This window comes from Tessaracoccus luoxuelianae (assembly GCF_054483915.1).
In genome coordinates this window covers 914293-929649 of sequence record NZ_CM137013.1, presented here as the reverse complement: position 1 = coordinate 929649, position 15357 = coordinate 914293, and the positions used below count along the sequence as shown (strand labels likewise).

The following is a 15357-nucleotide window of genomic DNA, read 5'->3' as shown; positions in this document are numbered from 1 at the left end:
CCGTTCTCCGGGTCGAGGGCGCACGGGGCTCTATGCTGCTGCTATCACCGGCGGTGACCGGCACTGCCCGGTGGATCCAACGGAGGCCAGCATGTCCGTGGACGTGACTCGCGACGGTGTCCAGCTCATCACCTATGCCGACCGGTTCGGCGGCACGCTACGCGGGTTGAAGGACCTGCTCGACGGTCCGCTGAGTGGGGTCTTCGAGGGGGTGCACATCCTGCCCTTCTTCACGCCGTTCGACGGCGCGGACGCCGGGTTCGACCCGGTGGACCACACCGAGGTGGATCCACGGTTGGGGTCGTGGAGCGACGTGCGGGCGATCGGCGCGGACCACACTCTCATGGTCGACATGATCGTCAACCACGTCTCTGCGGATTCCCCGGAGTTCCGCGACGTGGTGGCGCGCGGGACCGATTCCCCGCACATGGGGCTGTTCCTGACGATGTCCGACGTCTACCCCTCCGGGGCGGACGAGCAGGAGCTGGTGGGAATCTACCGGCCACGTCCGGGCCTGCCGTTCACCCCCATGACCCTCGGGTCAGACAAGCGGCTGGTGTGGACGACCTTCACCTCGCAGCAGATCGACATCAACGTCGACGACCCCGCCGGTGAGGCTTACCTGGACCGGGTGCTGGCTACGCTGGCCGACGGCGGGGTGTCGATGATCCGCTTGGACGCCGCGGGGTACGCGGTCAAGCGCGCCGGCACGTCGAGCTTCATGACTCCGCAGACGTTCGAGTTCATCGACGCACTCACCGCAAAGGCCCGCGCGCTGGGCATCACGGTGCTCGTGGAGCTTCACGCCCACTTCCAGCGGCAGGTCGCGATCGGGGCTCGCGTGGACCGCGTCTACGATTTCGCGCTTCCACCGTTGCTGCTGCACGCCCTCTACACCGGCCGACCCGACGCGCTCCGACACTGGCTCGACGTCCGCCCGACGAACGCCGTCACCGTGCTCGACACCCACGACGGCATCGGGGTGATCGACGTCGGCGCTGACCAGATGGGTGAGCACCGCCCAGGCCTGCTCACCCCTGCCGAGGTGGACGCCCTCGTCGACGGCATCCATTCCCACGCCCGTGAGCAGTCACGCAAGGCCAGCGGGTGGGCCGCGTCGAACGTGGACGTCTACCAGGTCAACTGCACCTACTACGACGCCCTCGGGTGCGACGACGCGGCCTATCTCCTGGCCAGAGCCGTCCAGTTCTTCACCCCCGGGATTCCACAGGTCTACTACGTCGGGCTGCTGGCCGGGACCAATGACATGGAACTGCTCGCGCGCTCGGGAGTTGGCCGCGACATCAACCGGCACTACTACACCCGCGACGAGATTGATCAGGACCTCACCCGGCCGGTGGTCCGGGCGCTGCTGAACCTGATCCGCCTGCGGAACACCCACCCCGCCTTCGACGGCACCTTCGAGGCTGGCGGGCAGGGGTCCAGCCTCGTCCTGACCTGGATCAACGGCGATTCCACCGCTGTCCTCGAAGCCGACGTCGGCGCCCGGACAGCGAGCCTCTCCGTCACTGATGGCGCGGGCGGGGTCGTGACGTGCAAGGACCTGCTGACCGACACCGATGCCCTGCGCAGACCGACTACTTGACCAGCATCCCCCACCGCAACCGGTGTGATCGACGGTGGGAAAACGCTTGCCAAAGCTCGTGGATCCAGCAACAATGGCGAACATGAATCGTGTCGCCGTGGTCACGGGAGGTAGCAGAGGCATCGGCCTCGGCATCTCGCAGGCCCTCATCAGCCAGAACTTCCGCGTGGCGGTGGTCGCCACCCGCCCCGAACCCGATGGCCTCATCGAAGGGCTTGGCGGGCAGGACAAGGCGGCCTACTTTCAGGGCCGCGTCGACGACGTCGACTCCCACACGGGCCTGGTCGGAAGCATCGTCGCCCGGTTCGGCCGGATCGACGTCCTGGTCAACAACGCCGGCGTCGCACCGGAGGAACGCCGCGACCTGCTGGAGGCCACCCCTGAGAGCTACGACCGGGTGATGGGGATCAACCTTCGCGGACCCTACTTCCTGACCCAGGCCGTCGCCCGGCAGATGCTGGCTCAGGCCGTGGAGGCCGACGCCCCCGTGCGGGGCACCATCATCAACGTCTCTTCGATCTCGGCCACGACGGTGTCCATCAACCGCGGCGAGTACTGCCTCTCCAAGGCCGGCGTCTCCATGGCCACCCGGCTGTGGGCGGCGCGGCTCGCACCCGAGGCGATCCCCGTCTACGAGGTCCGCCCCGGCGTCATCGCCACCGACATGACCGCCGGCGTGACGGAACGCTACGACGCCCTGTTCGCCCAGGGCCTCGCGCCCATGCCCCGGTGGGGCCAGGCCTCGGATGTGGGCAGCGCCGTCGCCGCCCTCTCCACGGGCGCCATGCCCTACAGCACCGGAGACGTCATTCACGTCGACGGTGGCATGCACCTCCCCCGACTCTGAAGGACCTGCCGTGACCGCCCCCACCCTGACCCACGTGACCCTCGGCGCAGAGCGCGTGCCTGTCATCACCACCACCAGTCTGGTCATCGGCACCGGCTCGGCCGGGTACTGCGCCGCTGAGCGGCTGGCCGGGTTCGGCGCCCCCGACGTGGTGATGGTGGCTGACAAGATCCGCGCCGGGGCATCGCGCAACGCGGGCTCCGACAAGCAGACCTACTACAAGCTGACCCTGTCCGGGAGCGAACCGGACTCGGTGCGCTCGATGGCGGAGACGCTGTTCAGCGGCGGGTCCATGGACGGTGACAACGCACTGGCCGAGGCGGCCCTCAGCGCACGCTGCTTCTACCACCTCATCGAGGCGGGGGTCCCGTTCCCGGCCAACCACTCCGGGGAGTTCGTCGGCTACAAGACAGACCACGACCCGCGCCAGCGCGCCACCTCCGTCGGGCCGTTCACCAGTAAGTCCATGGTGGAGTCCCTCGAGGCACGCATCCGCTCCCTCGACATCCCCGTCATCGGGAACTGCCGGCTCATCGACCTCCTCGCCGAGGACGGCGAGATCCGCGGGGCACTGCTCCTGCGCACCGACGTCGGCACCAGCCGCAATCCGGCCCAGGAGGAGGAGACCGTCGAAACCAACCTCGGCGAGACACCAGCCCCGGAGCCGAGCGGCACCTTCGTCCAGCAGCTGGCGAGGGAAACCTCACGCTTCCTGCTGATCCGCGCCACCAACGTCGTCCAGGCCACCGGCGGACCCGCCGGCATGTACGCAGACTCCGTCTTCCCGCACGGCCAGTGGGGTGGCGCGGGCGCCGCTCTGCGCAACGGCGCCAGGGGCCACAACCTCACCGAGTGGCAGTTCGGCATGGCGTCGATCAAGCCGCGCTGGAACGTGTCCGGGACGTACATGCAGGTGGTGCCGCGGTTCGTGTCCACGGACGCCGACGGCGGCGACGAGCGCGAATTCCTCTCCGACGTCATCGCCGACCCGAACCTGCTGGCCAGCCTCGTGTTCCTCAAGGGCTACCAGTGGCCCTTCGACATCCGCAAGGCGCGTGACGGGTCCAGCATCATCGACCTGCTCGTCTACCGCGAGACGGCCATGCGCGGCCGACGCGTCTTCCTCGACTTCCGCAGCAATCCGGCGGGCGACCTGGACGCTGCGCAGCTCGACGAGCAGGCCCGCGTCTACCTCGAGCGCGCAGGCGCGGCAGATCTCGCCGGCACCACGCCAATCCAGCGGCTGCGGCACATGAATGACCCGTCCTACCAGTTCTACCTGGGCCGCAACCCGGGCGTCGACCTGGAGAAGGACATGCTGGAGATCGCGGTGTGCGCCCAGCACAACAACGGTGGCATCGCCGTGGATGACTGGTGGCACTCCGCCGTCATCGACGGCCTGTTCCCCGTCGGCGAGGCCGCGGGCGCCCACGGCGTCTACCGTCCGGGCGGGGCGGCGCTCAACTCCGGCCAGGTCGGCGCCACCCGAGCCGCCCAGTTCATCGCCGCGCACCGGGCGGATCCCCCCGGCGGTGACGGCTTCGATGCCGTGGCCATCCCGAGCGTGGAGAGGGCGACGCGGCTGCTGGCCGACGCCGTCGAACGCTTCCGGTCAGGAGCCGAGGACAACACGGGCAGCCTGATCACCGAGGTCACCGAGCTGATGAGCCTGAACGCCGGCCTCGTGCGCTCCCGCGCGTCCGTGTTGGCGGCGCTGGAGCAGGTCACCCAGTGGCTGGCCGGCTACGAGCAGCTCATGGTCATCGACGAGTCCTCGAGGCGCAGCGTCAACCGGTTGTTCCTCATCCATGACATCCTCACGAGTCAGTACGTCTACCTTCACGCCATGAAGGACTACCTGGATCACGGCGGCAACTCGCGCGGCTCCGTCCTCTATACGGACCCCGAGGGTGACCTGCCGTGGCCGGATCAGGATCTCGGCCTGCCTGAGGAGTTCCGGTTCGTCCTCGACGCCGGAGCGCTCGACGGCGTGACCCAGGAGGTGGACTGGTCCGGCGAGGGCGTGCCGGAGTTCACCTGGCGCGACGTCCGCCCCATCCCCAGCGACGACGACTTCTTCGAAAACGTGTGGCGCAGCTTCCGCACCGACCACGGGGTACCGGCGCGGGGATAGGCTCGACAGGTGGATCATGCCGTGAACCGCGAGGCGAGGGAGCCTCTCTTCACGCCCGCGTTCATCCTTCTCGGGGTCGCGGATCTGGTCTACTTCACCGCGGTTGGGGTCTCCATCCACTCCCTCCCGCTCTTCGTGACCGGCCCTGTCGGCTCAGACGAGGCCGGGGCGGGTCTGGCGTTCGGCGCCTTCGCGCTCATGGCACTCCTGCTCCGGCCTTTCGCCGGACGGCTGGCCGACCAGATTGGCAGGCGGCCGCTGCTGGTCGCGGGCGCGCTGGTGGGCGCTGCAGGCCTCGCGTTGATGCCCTTGGCGGAGACCCTGGCGCTGGTGGTCGCGTTTCGTCTCCTCCAGGGAGTCGGCGAGGCGGCGTTCTTCGTCGCCGGTTTCGCGATGCTGGCGGACCTTGCACCTCGCGCCCGGACCGGGGAGGCGCTCAGCTACAACTCGCTGGGGCTCTACCTCGGGCTCGCCATGGGCCCTCCCCTGGGAGCGATGGTCCTGGCTGCATCCGGATTCACCATGACCTGGGTGGTGGCAACCATTCTGATGGTCCTCGCCGCAGGCATGGCGCTGCTGCTCTCCGAGACCCACACGCCCGATCCGGCAACGGCCGACGGAGCCCGTCACCTGATCCATCTGCCGGCAGTTCCGCCAGCCTTGGGACTGATGGCCTCGATTCTCGCGGCCGGGGGCTTCATGGCGTTCGCCTCGCTGCACAGCACACGCGTCGGCATGGCCAACACCAGCGCGGCGCTGACGATCTACGGCCTCGTGGTGGTCATCTGCCGCCTCACGCTGGCACGAGTTCCCGACCGGCTCCCAGCCCTGCCGCTCGGGGCGGCTTCACTGGCCGCGATCGCCGGCGGCCTTGCCCTCATTGCCGCCTGGACCACGCCGGCCGGGCTACTCCTCGGCACGGCGGTCATGGCGGTAGGGGTGGCCTTCAGCACCCCAGCCTTCTTCAGCGCCGTCTTCTCGACCGCAGCGCCGCACCAACGCGGCGCCGCCGCCGGGACGGCCAGCGCCGCTCTCGACCTGGGCCTCGGCCTGGGCCCGTTGCTACTCGGTCTCGTCGCCCGCGACCAGGGCGTCGCCGCCGCACTGGCCGCAGCAGCGTTCCTGGCGCTGATCGGGGCAGTCTGGACCTGGTCACTGGTACTGCGGCGAGGAGAAGCAACCCCCCGCTGACCAGGCGGTGGTGCTGGGACGGCGTCCGCCACTTCACCTCCGTGGCCCCGCCGGCCCTCAGCCCGACGTCTGCGCTGACCGTGATCCGGTATCGCCGTCCCCGGTCCTCTCAGGCCGGATTGAGCGTGACCACACCGCCGCCGCGAGGAGGACGGCCGCAAAGACCCAGAGGTTGATCTCGCCCCAGATCCAGCCCGGATCTGCGGGCTGGATCCACTCCACCAGGGCAACGACCGCGGCGCTGAACGCCACGCCGGCGATAATGCTGGCGAGGGCCGCCAGCACCCGCACGCCCACAGGGCGCCCGGTGCTGAGCGCCAGGCCCAGGAAGAGCGCCGCCGTGAGAGATGCAACGAGACCGACCAGGAAGAGTGCGTCCTCCAGGGGGCTGAGGTTGGGGCCTCCAGCGAGGCTGACTGTGATTGCCTTGAGCGTCCAGGCGCCGATGCAGAGCAGAGCGGTGACGACTGCGATACGTGATGTGTTCATGCCATCAAGCGTCCGGCCGGCCGCGCACCGGCGTCATCCCTCTCCCGGGTGATGTGCGGTGAACCGTCTTGACCTAGCCTCGGAGTGTGACCGGGTGGGATCGAAGTGTCGCCAGGCCGGCCGGCGCGATCGCACTGATGTCGCTGGTCGTTTCCTGTGCGCTTCTCGACGCTTGGCTCGGGGAGGGCTGGTTCATCGGAGGGCCGTGGGCGCTCCTGGGCGCCGCGGCAGCCGGATACCTCCTCGGCGCCTGGTACCCGCCGCGATGGTGCGCGCTCGCCGTCGCAGGTGCCGCGGTCGGCCTGACAGTGGCCAACCAGCGTCTCCATTCGGACGAGTTCCCCCTCGCCGACGACCTGGTGTTCTTCCTTCTCGCTGTGGGGGCGCCTGCCGTCGCCGGTGCAGCGTTGTCCCGACGGCGGGCCCAGATCGCGGATCTGGCCGAGCTCGGACGAAGGCTCCAGGAACAACGCCTGGCCGACCTTGAGGCAGCGAGACTTGAGGAGAGGGAACGGGTGGAGACGGAGGTCCATCGGCGCCTCATCGAGCAGGTCGGGGCAGTGGTGCTGCTCGCCGAAGGGGCCCGCAGCCACCCGGCGCGCCCGACGATCTCGAACGCTTTGTCGGCCATCGAGGACGCGGCGCGCGCCGCTCTGGTGGAGCTGCGCGGGGCGGTGGGGACTCTGCGCACCACCCCGGAGCCGAGCTCCTCCTCCGCCCCGTGGCCACCACCCGGAGCCGCCGGCCTGGCCCAGGCGCCGCCCGGGCTTCGCGACGTGGCATTGGCGGTTGGGATCGGCGCCGCGATCGCCATCGAGAGCGTCGTGCGTCACCCCGGTGCTCTACCGGCCTGGGTCGGTGTGGTGGCCGCCGTGATGGCGGCAGCGCCGGTGGTGTGGCGGCGCACCAGACCGTTCGTGGTCCTGGCGTCGACGGGGGCCCTGTCTGCCACCATCACCGCGACGCTGACGCCGCTGCCGCTGTATGTGACCACGCTGGCCCTGCTCGTCGTGACGGCGTATGCCGCCGGCGCCTACGGCCGCCGCATGTCCGTGGCCCTCGGGTTGGCGTGGGCGGTGCCAGCCGCCCAGGCGTTGGCCCTTCCCTCCGACCAGCGCAACCTGGAGGGCCTGCTCCCGACGCTGGTTCTGGCGACCCTGGCGGTTCTGGCCGGCCGTGTTGCGGCGGGCGCCGCGCGTCGAGCCGCCACGCTCGAGTACAAGGTGGCAGCGCTTGAGCGGGGCCGCGAGATCGAGCACCGAGCTGCCGTCGCGGCGACGCGGCTGGAGTTGGCGCGAGCCCTGCACGACTGCGTCGCCCAGGCCATGACCATCGCCTGCCTGCAGTCGTCCGCTGCGCGCCTCCCTGGCGCGGATCCGGACGCGGCACTCGTCGCGGTGCTCGCGACCGCACGAGAGTGCATGGCGGAGCTGCGTGACCGCCTCGACGAGCTCGACGATCCGGTGTCGGCCTTCGACAGGCCAGCCCTCGACCGCCTGGCCGCGAGCGGAGGGCTGGACGTCGCGTGGTCGGTGGACCCCGCCCTGGAGCCGACCGGTCCGGTAGCCGCACTTCTGCGGCAGGTTCTTCGCGAAGCACTGACCAACGCCGCCCGCCACGCCCCGGGCAGCAGGGTGCGCGTCCGGATCGAGCGGGTGCCCGGCGACCGGATCGAGGTGGAGGTCGTCGACGACGGCACCGGCCACACCCGGTTCGACCTCGGAACCCGGACCGGACTTGCGGGCCTGCGAGAGTCACTGGCCGCTCACGGCGGCACGCTGACGGCCGGACCACGGCCGGAGGGCGGCTTCCGGCTGACCGCCTCCCTCCCGGCACGTGAGGAGGTGCACGCATGACCACCGTCCTTGTCGCCGACGACCAGGAATTGGTCCGCGCCGGGCTGAGGATGATCCTCGGCGCCGCGGAGGACATCGATGTGGTGGGAGAAGCGGCCGACGGCGAACAGGCCGTGCGCGCGGCCCAACTGTTGCGGCCGGACGTCGTCCTCATGGACATCCGCATGCCCGGCATCGACGGTATCGCCGCCACCCGCCGCATCACGCACGACCTCCCCGGCACGAAAGTGGTGATGCTCACGACCTTCGACCGCTCCCAGATGGTGTACGACTCGCTCGTGGCCGGCGCCACGGGATTCCTGTTGAAGGACCTGCCCCGCGAGCAGCTGGTCGCGGGGGTGAGGGCGGCAGCCCGCGGAGAGGAGTTGCTGGCGCCCCGAATCACGCGCCGTCTGATCGAGGAGTTCACCCGGGCCGGGCGGCAGGGACCGCCGCCGGGCTACGACCAGCTCACCGAGCGGGAGGCGGAGGTGTTGATCGAGGTCGCTCGGGGCCGGTCAAACCACGAGATCGCCCAGCGGCTGTTCATCAGCGTCGAGACGGTGAAGACCCATGTGGCCCGCGTGCTGTCGAAGCTCGGCGTCCGCGACCGGGTGCAGGCGGTGGTCGTCGCCTACGAGTCCGGCCTCATCCGACCCGGCTCCGATTGAGCCCCTCCCCCACTGCGGATCCAGACCTGCGCACTGCGGAGACGACGCCACAGGACGGACGCCGCCGGCGCCTGGACAGCTCATCACCAGCCGAGGGGAAACCCGTCCGCGCGAGGTTCGGACCCGACGATCAGGACGCTGCCGTCGTTCTGCGGGTCAAGTCTCCAGATCGCCTGGCCGCGGCCGAAGACCGCCGCGTGCGGCGCCACCACCGCACGAGAGCCGCATCAGGAGGTCTGCTAAAATGACATCAGCATGCCTGCTGATGTGACATCAGATGGCCGGAAGGGTGAATGTCCATGAGCGTTGAAGACGTCTACATCCCGCGCTACGTCGACGGGACGCTCGACGCGCTCCTCGCGGAACTGCCAGCATTGATGCTGACCGGACCGCGCGGCTGCGGCAAAACAACCACCGCGTTGCGCAGGGCGGCGTCCGTGATGCGCCTGGACCGCCCCGATGAGGCGGCCGCATTCCGGGCAGCCCCGGACGCGGTGCTCGCCGCCCAACCCACGCCGGTCCTGATTGACGAGTGGCAGGTCGTCCCTGAGTCGATGGGTGCGGTGAAACGCGCGGTCGACGCCCGCCCAGGCGCGGGCCGATTCATCCTGACCGGCAGCATCCGGGCCAGGCTGGACTCCGCCGGCTGGCCCGGCACCGGCCGCGTCGTCCCGTTGTCCATGTTTGGGCTCACCGTCGGCGAACTCCATGACCGGCACCGGGCCAAGGTCGCTCCCGAAAGGTGGTTCAGCGACGAGGACCCACCCGTGGGCACCCTCGAGGCGGCCCCCACCCTCGTCGACTATCTCGACCACGCCCTCCGCGGCGGCTTCCCCAGCGCCGTCGGCCTCAGCGAGTTCGCACGCTCGACGTGGTACGAGGGCTACATCGACCAGCTCGTCCGCCATGACGTTGCCAACCTCGCCGAGGTCCGCTCACCGGCTGGTCTCGGCGCCCTCCTGCGGGCCGTCGCCTTGAACACCGCCGGGTTGCCGTCCCTGACCACGCTCGCCGAAGCTGCCCGAATCGACCATCGGACCGCCAATGCCTACCTGGATCTGCTTGAGGACCTGCGGATCATCGAGCGCCTCCCCGCCTGGACCGCCAACCGCTTCAACCGCATGGTCAAGACCCCGAAGTATCACATCATCGACACCGGACTAGCCGCACATCTCGCAGGAGACACCCGAACCGGCATCCTGAAGAGCGGCGACCGGATCGGCCGACTGATCGACACCTTCGTCCTGGCCCAACTCCGGCCTCTGCTCAGGCTGGCCACCCCCGCAGTCACCGCACACCACGTTCGAGACGGAAACCAGACCCGCGAGATCGACCTCCTTCTCGAATCCGCCGCCGGCCAGATCGTCGGGATCGAGATCAAAGCCGCAAGCACCCTGGAGCTCCGCGACGCCAGACATCTCGCGTGGCTTCGCGACCAAATTGGAGACACGTTCCATCGCGGCATCGTCCTGCACACTGGAGCCACCAGCTACCCGCTCGGCGAACGCATTTGGGCCCTCCCCATCGCCAGCCTCTGGCAGTAACCAACTAGTGATGCCTCAAGCTCCGCCCTTGTTCCCACCGAGACCATGCCGGGTCCGGTGCGCTGGTCGCCCGGAACCGCTGCCCAGGTTTCGTCACTCGCCGGCGCACCCTTTGCCGTTCGGCTTGAGTATGTGACGCTGGCGACATGACCGAGCAACAGCCCTTCGACGTCCTCCAGCGGTTCCCGGGCTTCGAGTTGCGCCGCTACCCGTCGCATCTGGTGGCCGAGGTCGAGGTGACCAGCTCGTTCACCGACGCCGGCAACGACGCTTTCCGGGTTCTCGTGGGCTTCATCTCGGGCCGCAACACCACGCGAGGCAAGGTGGCCATGACTGCTCCCGTGGTGCAGGAGACGGCGTCGGCCAGGATCGCAATGACCGCCCCAGTCCTCCAGGAGGCCGGCGTCGCATCCGACCGCCACCTGGTCGGGTTCGTCATGCCGGCCGAGCTCAGCCTCGATACCGTGCCGAAACCATCCGACCCCCGCATCAGAATCCGCGAGATCCCCACGCAGGTGGCAGCGGCCAGAGCGTTCACCGGACGATGGACCGAGCGGATCTACCACCGGCACCTGGAGGAACTCCGCAGTGCCGTGACCAATGCAGGGCTCCAGATCAGCGGCCCGCCTCGGTTCGCCCGCTTCAACCCGCCCTGGACGCCATGGTTCATGCGACACAACGAGGTCGTGCTGCCGGTGATCGGGGATCATACTTGACCCATGTACGACCTGCTGTATCGCGGGGGGCTGACGCCGTGGGTGGTCGCGGGTCGAGCCCAGGCTGACCTCGTGGCGCGCCTGCTCGACCGCGAGGCGGCATGGCATGGATCAGCTGCTGGCCACACCCTGGTGGACCTGGGCTGCGGCACGGGAGAGCACAGCCTCACGGCAGCCCGCCGCGGGTGGACGGTGGTCGGGGTGGACGCCTCGCCTGTGGCGATCGACCGGGCCAGCCGGGCGGCGGCCAGTGCGGGGCTCAGCGTCCGGTTCGTGGTCGGCGACGTACGTCACTTGACGGAGGTCCCCCAGATGCCCAGAGATGTATCAGTCTTTGTGGACGTGGGCTGCTATCACGGCCTTCGCCCTGCGGGCCGACGGATGGTCGCCCAGGGAGTGGCACGGCTGGCGGCGCCTCGCTCCTCACTGCTGGTGGTCGGCATGGATCGGCGTCCCGGCATCGGCGGGGTGGGAGTGACGGCCGACGGACTCGCCGCTGAGTTCCCCGACTGGCAGGTCGAGCCGGGGCAGTCCTTCGCGCTGGGGGTCGGGGCCGTGCTTCGGCGGGCCCGGTTCCGGGTGTTCCGCCTCACGAGGGAGGCGTGAGTCCAGGGGGATTGGGTTCTCGACCCGACAATCAGCATGGCCGAGCAGGCGCACCCAACGCTCGATCCATCCTCGACCGGTGGCGTGGCAGCGGGCGGACGCCACCCGACCGGCGCATGACATCTGTCATGCCGAGGTCATGATTTCGTGCACTACTTCCGCGCCACCGAGGGTGCGAGCCTTGGGGTATGACCACCTGGCAGCAGACACACCACTACTCGCCCACCAGCCACGGCGCCCCCGTCCTGGCCGAGTTGCTGGGCGTCTCCAAGCACTTCGGAAAGGGCGCGGCCACGGTTCAGGCCGTCGGTGGACTCGATCTGGAGGTGCGGGCAGGCGAGCTGCTGGCCTTCCTCGGACCCAACGGGGCCGGCAAGTCCACGGCCATCGGGATGCTCACCGGCCTGACGGCACCAACATCGGGAACGGCGCGACTCTTCGGGCACGACCCCCGCGACATGCGGGCACGGCGTCGCCTCGGCACGATGCTGCAGGCCTCGGGAGTACCTGACACTCTGCGTGTAGGTGAACTCCTCACCGGGTTCCGCGGCTACTACCCCGCGCCCCTGCCCATGACGCAGGTCATCGCCGCTGCGGGTCTTGACGGGCTGGAGGACCGCATGTTCGGCGAGCTCTCCGGCGGTCAGCAGCGACGCGTGCTGTTCGGCATCGCCCTGGCCGGCGACCCGGACCTGCTGATGTTCGACGAGCCGACCACCGGCCTGGACGTAGAGGCTCGGCGAGGCCTGTGGGCCACGTTGCGCGAGCTGGCCCGGTCCGGGCGTGGCGTCGTGCTCACCACGCACTACCTCGAGGAGGCCGACGCGTTGGCCGACCGGATCGTGGTCATCGACCGCGGCGTGGTGATCGCCCAGGGAACGCCCACCGAGATCAAGGCCCTGGTGCCCGGGCGACGGATCCGTGTACAGACCTCGGTGAGCCTGTCCGTGGCTCGACAGTGGCCCGGCGTGGCCCGCGCATCACGCGAGGGAACGTGGCTTGAGCTGCTCGTCGGATCCGCCGAGCCCGCACTTCGCGCGCTGCTCGATCTCGACCCCGCGGCCGCCGACGTGACCGTGACCGAACCAAGCCTCGAGGAGGCCTTCCTCACCCTGACCAGCGACTCGGAGGCAGCATAATGACCACCCACACTGCGACACGCACCACGACCGACGCAGGGACGCCTCGATCGCATCCTGCACAGATCTACGTCACCGAGGCCCGCCATGAGTTCCTCAAGCTGATCCGCATCCCCATCTTCGCCGTGAGCACGATCGCCCTGCCGGTGATGTTCTACGTGCTCTTCGGGTTGGCCTTCGGCGGGGGCGAATCCCGTGGCGTCGGCGCGACCACCTACATGATGGTGACCTACGGCACCTTCGGTGTCATCGGCGCGGCCCTGTTCGGCTTCGGCGTCTCGGTCGCCGTCGAACGCGGGCAGGGCTGGATGCGGCTCAAGCGCGTCTCGCCGATGCCCCCTCAGGCCTACTTCGTGGCCAAGGTCGTGATGGCCACGACAGTTTCCGCGCTGATCATCGGCGTGCTGTTCATCCTCGGGGCCACACTGGGTGGTGTGCGAATGCCCGCCACCCAGTGGATCGGCCTCGGGCTGGTGCTGATCCTCGGGGCGCTGCCCTTCTCTGCCATGGGCCTGGCTTTCGGCTACCTCGTCGGCCCGAACTCCGCACCGGCGCTGCTGAACGTGCTCTACCTGCCGATGGCGTTCGCGTCAGGGTTGTGGATCCCGATCCACCAACTGCCCGAGTTCGTGCAGGGGATCGCCCCGGCGCTCCCGCCCTACCACTTCGCCCAACTCGCCCTGGGCACCATCGGTGCCGCTGAGGGTGGTTCGCAGGCGCTGCACGTCGTCGTGCTGCTGGCCTTCACCGCGCTCTTCCTGGCCGTGGCGTTGTGGGGCTACCGGCGCGACGAGGGCCGGACCTATGGATGAGCCGCACCGGATGAGCAAGAGCCCGCCGCAGCCCTCCCGCTCCATGCGCTATGTCTGGCTGGTCTACCTCGGCGCACTGTTCTACCAGCCGGTGTTCGAACCCTCGATCGGAGCCTTGGACTGGCTGGCCGTGGCGGTGCTGATCGCGCTGTTCCTGCCGATCTACACGGCGTCGTTCCGGGCCCGCGACGACCGACGCACCCTGATCCTCGTCGCGGCCCTCGGCGCCTTGGCCTTCGCGGGTTCGCTGGCCAACAGCGGGGCCAGCGTGTTCGTGATCTATGCGGCGGCCATCGCCGGCCGCGCGTTCCGCCCGCGCCGGGCCGTGGCGGTGGTGGCCGTTCTCGTCGGGCTGGTCGCCGCGATGGCCGTGATCTCGCCGGTGCCGATGCCGTGGCGGCTGGCGGCGCTCGGCCCCGCCCTGTTCTTCACCCCGGTGGTTGGCGCGACGACCATCTTCGACGCTGAGCGGGACCGCGCGAGACGGCGCCTCCGGCGTGCCGACGAGGAGATCGAGCGGCTGGCGACGATCGCCGAGCGGGAGCGGATAGCGCGCGACCTCCACGACCTGCTCGGGCATACCCTGTCGGTCATCGTGCTGAAGTCCGAGCTGGCCGCAAGGCTGGTGCGCGCAGACCCGGACCGGGCAGCGGCAGAGGTCAACGACATTCAGAAGATCGGTCGCGAGGCCCTGGGTGAGGTCCGTGCGGCGGTCACCGGATACCGCGCGCGCGGCCTCGACGCCGAACTCGACGGGGCGCGGGTGGCGCTGGAGGCGGCAGGGGTCGGCGTCGAGGTGCACGCCGACCCGACCGATCTGCGCCCCGAGCAGGAGTCCGCCCTCGCGATGGCGCTACGCGAGGCGGTGACCAACGTGGTGCGCCACGCCGACGCCGAGCGCGCCTCGATCAGCATCACCACGGTCGGCTCTGATGTTCAGCTCAAGGTGACCGACGACGGCCGTGGCTCTTCGGGGCTGGCGGGATCCGGGCTCACCGGCATGCGCGAGCGGATAGCGGCCCTCGGTGGCCATGTCGAGGTGGGCGCCCCATCCGGTGGAGACGACCGGCACGGGACCGTCGTCGAGGTGACGGTGCCCCTTGCTGGGACGGCCGACGACGGGCGCCGCGCGGAGGAGGTGGGTGGGCCATGACCATAACCGTGGTCCTGGCCGAGGACCAGCTCATGGTGCTCGGCGCACTGAGCACCCTCCTGGGGCTGGAGTCCGACATCACCGTGGCCGGCACCGCCTCCGACGGTGAGGAGGCCGTGCGCCTGGTCGAGACGCTGCGGCCCGACGTCCTGTTGACAGACATCGAGATGCCCAAGCTGACCGGGCTCGAGGTGGCCGCGGAGGTCCGGCGCCGGGGCCTGCCGACCCGGGTGGTCATCCTGACCACGTTTGCCCGCAGTGGGCACCTCCGGCGGGCGCTGGAGGCCGGTGCCGTCGGCTACCTGCTCAAGGACGCGCCGGCCAGCGCCCTGGCGCAGGCCGTCCGCGACGTCCACGCCGGAGGCCGCGCCGTCGATCCCCAGCTCGCCGCCGACGCGTGGGATGAGCCGGACCCGCTGACCGACCGGGAGCGCCAGGTCCTGCGCCTGGCCGGGGACGGGTTGGCCAACGGCGAGATAGCCGGGCGGCTGCACCTGTCCGAGGGCACGGTGCGCAATTACCTGTCCGAGGCGATGGGCAAGCTCGGAGCCTCCAACCGAGTGGCGGCCGCTCGCCAGGCACGCGACCGGGGATGGCTGTGACGCCCCCGGCAC

At 69.8% G+C, this 15357-nt stretch carries 14 protein-coding genes; 13 read left to right on the top strand and 1 reads right to left on the bottom strand.

Going from position 1 to position 15357, the window contains the following annotated elements; genetic code table 11:
* Positions 1-91 precede the first annotated feature (91 nt).
* The 4 genes from gtfA (at position 92) to ACX1D1_RS03875 (ending at position 5778) form a co-directional block, all read left to right on the top strand.
* Complete coding sequence (gene gtfA, locus ACX1D1_RS03890; protein WP_459056004.1) at positions 92-1606, top strand: sucrose phosphorylase; 1515 nt, start codon at positions 92-94, stop codon at positions 1604-1606.
* A gap of 82 nt (positions 1607-1688) precedes the next feature.
* Positions 1689-2453, top strand: coding sequence for a 3-ketoacyl-ACP reductase (locus ACX1D1_RS03885; RefSeq protein ID WP_459056003.1), 765 nt, complete (start codon positions 1689-1691; stop codon positions 2451-2453).
* 10 nt (positions 2454-2463) lie between these two features.
* Positions 2464-4587: an FAD-binding protein gene (locus tag ACX1D1_RS03880; protein ID WP_459056002.1), complete on the top strand. Its 2124-nt coding sequence runs from the start codon at positions 2464-2466 to the stop codon at positions 4585-4587.
* A gap of 9 nt (positions 4588-4596) precedes the next feature.
* The gene (locus ACX1D1_RS03875) at positions 4597-5778 is read left to right on the top strand and encodes an MFS transporter (protein WP_459056001.1); all 1182 of its coding nucleotides are present in this window, start codon (positions 4597-4599) and stop codon (positions 5776-5778) included.
* Positions 5779-5835: 57 nt separating this feature from the next.
* Here the strand turns inward: ACX1D1_RS03875 and ACX1D1_RS03870 are convergent, their stop codons facing one another.
* Positions 5836-6267, bottom strand: a complete 432-nt coding sequence (locus ACX1D1_RS03870; protein ID WP_459056000.1) for a hypothetical protein — start codon at positions 6265-6267, stop codon at positions 5836-5838.
* An 86-nt stretch (positions 6268-6353) separates the two neighbouring features.
* Between ACX1D1_RS03870 and ACX1D1_RS03865 the strand changes: the two genes are divergently transcribed.
* The 9 genes from ACX1D1_RS03865 to ACX1D1_RS03825 all read left to right on the top strand — a co-directional run bounded on the left by ACX1D1_RS03865 (position 6354) and on the right by ACX1D1_RS03825 (position 15345).
* Positions 6354-8123 carry a sensor histidine kinase gene (locus ACX1D1_RS03865; protein WP_459055999.1) on the top strand — a complete coding sequence of 590 codons (1770 nt, stop codon included), beginning with the start codon at positions 6354-6356 and terminating at the stop codon, positions 8121-8123.
* Positions 8120-8773: a response regulator gene (locus ACX1D1_RS03860; protein ID WP_459055998.1), complete on the top strand. Its 654-nt coding sequence runs from the start codon at positions 8120-8122 to the stop codon at positions 8771-8773. The genes ACX1D1_RS03865 and ACX1D1_RS03860 overlap by 4 nt, the downstream gene beginning before the upstream one ends.
* 299 nt (positions 8774-9072) lie before the next feature.
* Positions 9073-10317 carry an ATP-binding protein gene (locus ACX1D1_RS03855; protein ID WP_459055997.1) on the top strand — a complete coding sequence of 415 codons (1245 nt, stop codon included), beginning with the start codon at positions 9073-9075 and terminating at the stop codon, positions 10315-10317.
* A 146-nt stretch (positions 10318-10463) separates the two neighbouring features.
* Complete coding sequence (locus tag ACX1D1_RS03850; RefSeq protein WP_459055996.1) at positions 10464-11033, top strand: SOUL family heme-binding protein; 570 nt, start codon at positions 10464-10466, stop codon at positions 11031-11033.
* A gap of 3 nt (positions 11034-11036) precedes the next feature.
* A complete protein-coding gene (locus ACX1D1_RS03845) occupies positions 11037-11639 on the top strand; it encodes an SAM-dependent methyltransferase (protein ID WP_459055995.1) in 603 nt (200 codons plus the stop codon).
* 188 nt (positions 11640-11827) lie between these two features.
* The gene (locus ACX1D1_RS03840; protein WP_459055994.1) at positions 11828-12778 is read left to right on the top strand and encodes an ABC transporter ATP-binding protein; all 951 of its coding nucleotides are present in this window, start codon (positions 11828-11830) and stop codon (positions 12776-12778) included.
* Positions 12778-13590: an ABC transporter permease gene (locus tag ACX1D1_RS03835; protein ID WP_459055993.1), complete on the top strand. Its 813-nt coding sequence runs from the start codon at positions 12778-12780 to the stop codon at positions 13588-13590. The genes ACX1D1_RS03840 and ACX1D1_RS03835 overlap by 1 nt, the downstream gene beginning before the upstream one ends.
* 10 nt (positions 13591-13600) lie before the next feature.
* A complete protein-coding gene (locus ACX1D1_RS03830; RefSeq protein ID WP_459055992.1) occupies positions 13601-14743 on the top strand; it encodes a sensor histidine kinase in 1143 nt (380 codons plus the stop codon).
* Positions 14740-15345, top strand: a complete 606-nt coding sequence (locus ACX1D1_RS03825) for a response regulator (RefSeq protein WP_459055991.1) — start codon at positions 14740-14742, stop codon at positions 15343-15345. Before ACX1D1_RS03830 ends, ACX1D1_RS03825 begins: the two co-directional genes overlap by 4 nt.
* Positions 15346-15357: the final 12 nt, after the last annotated feature.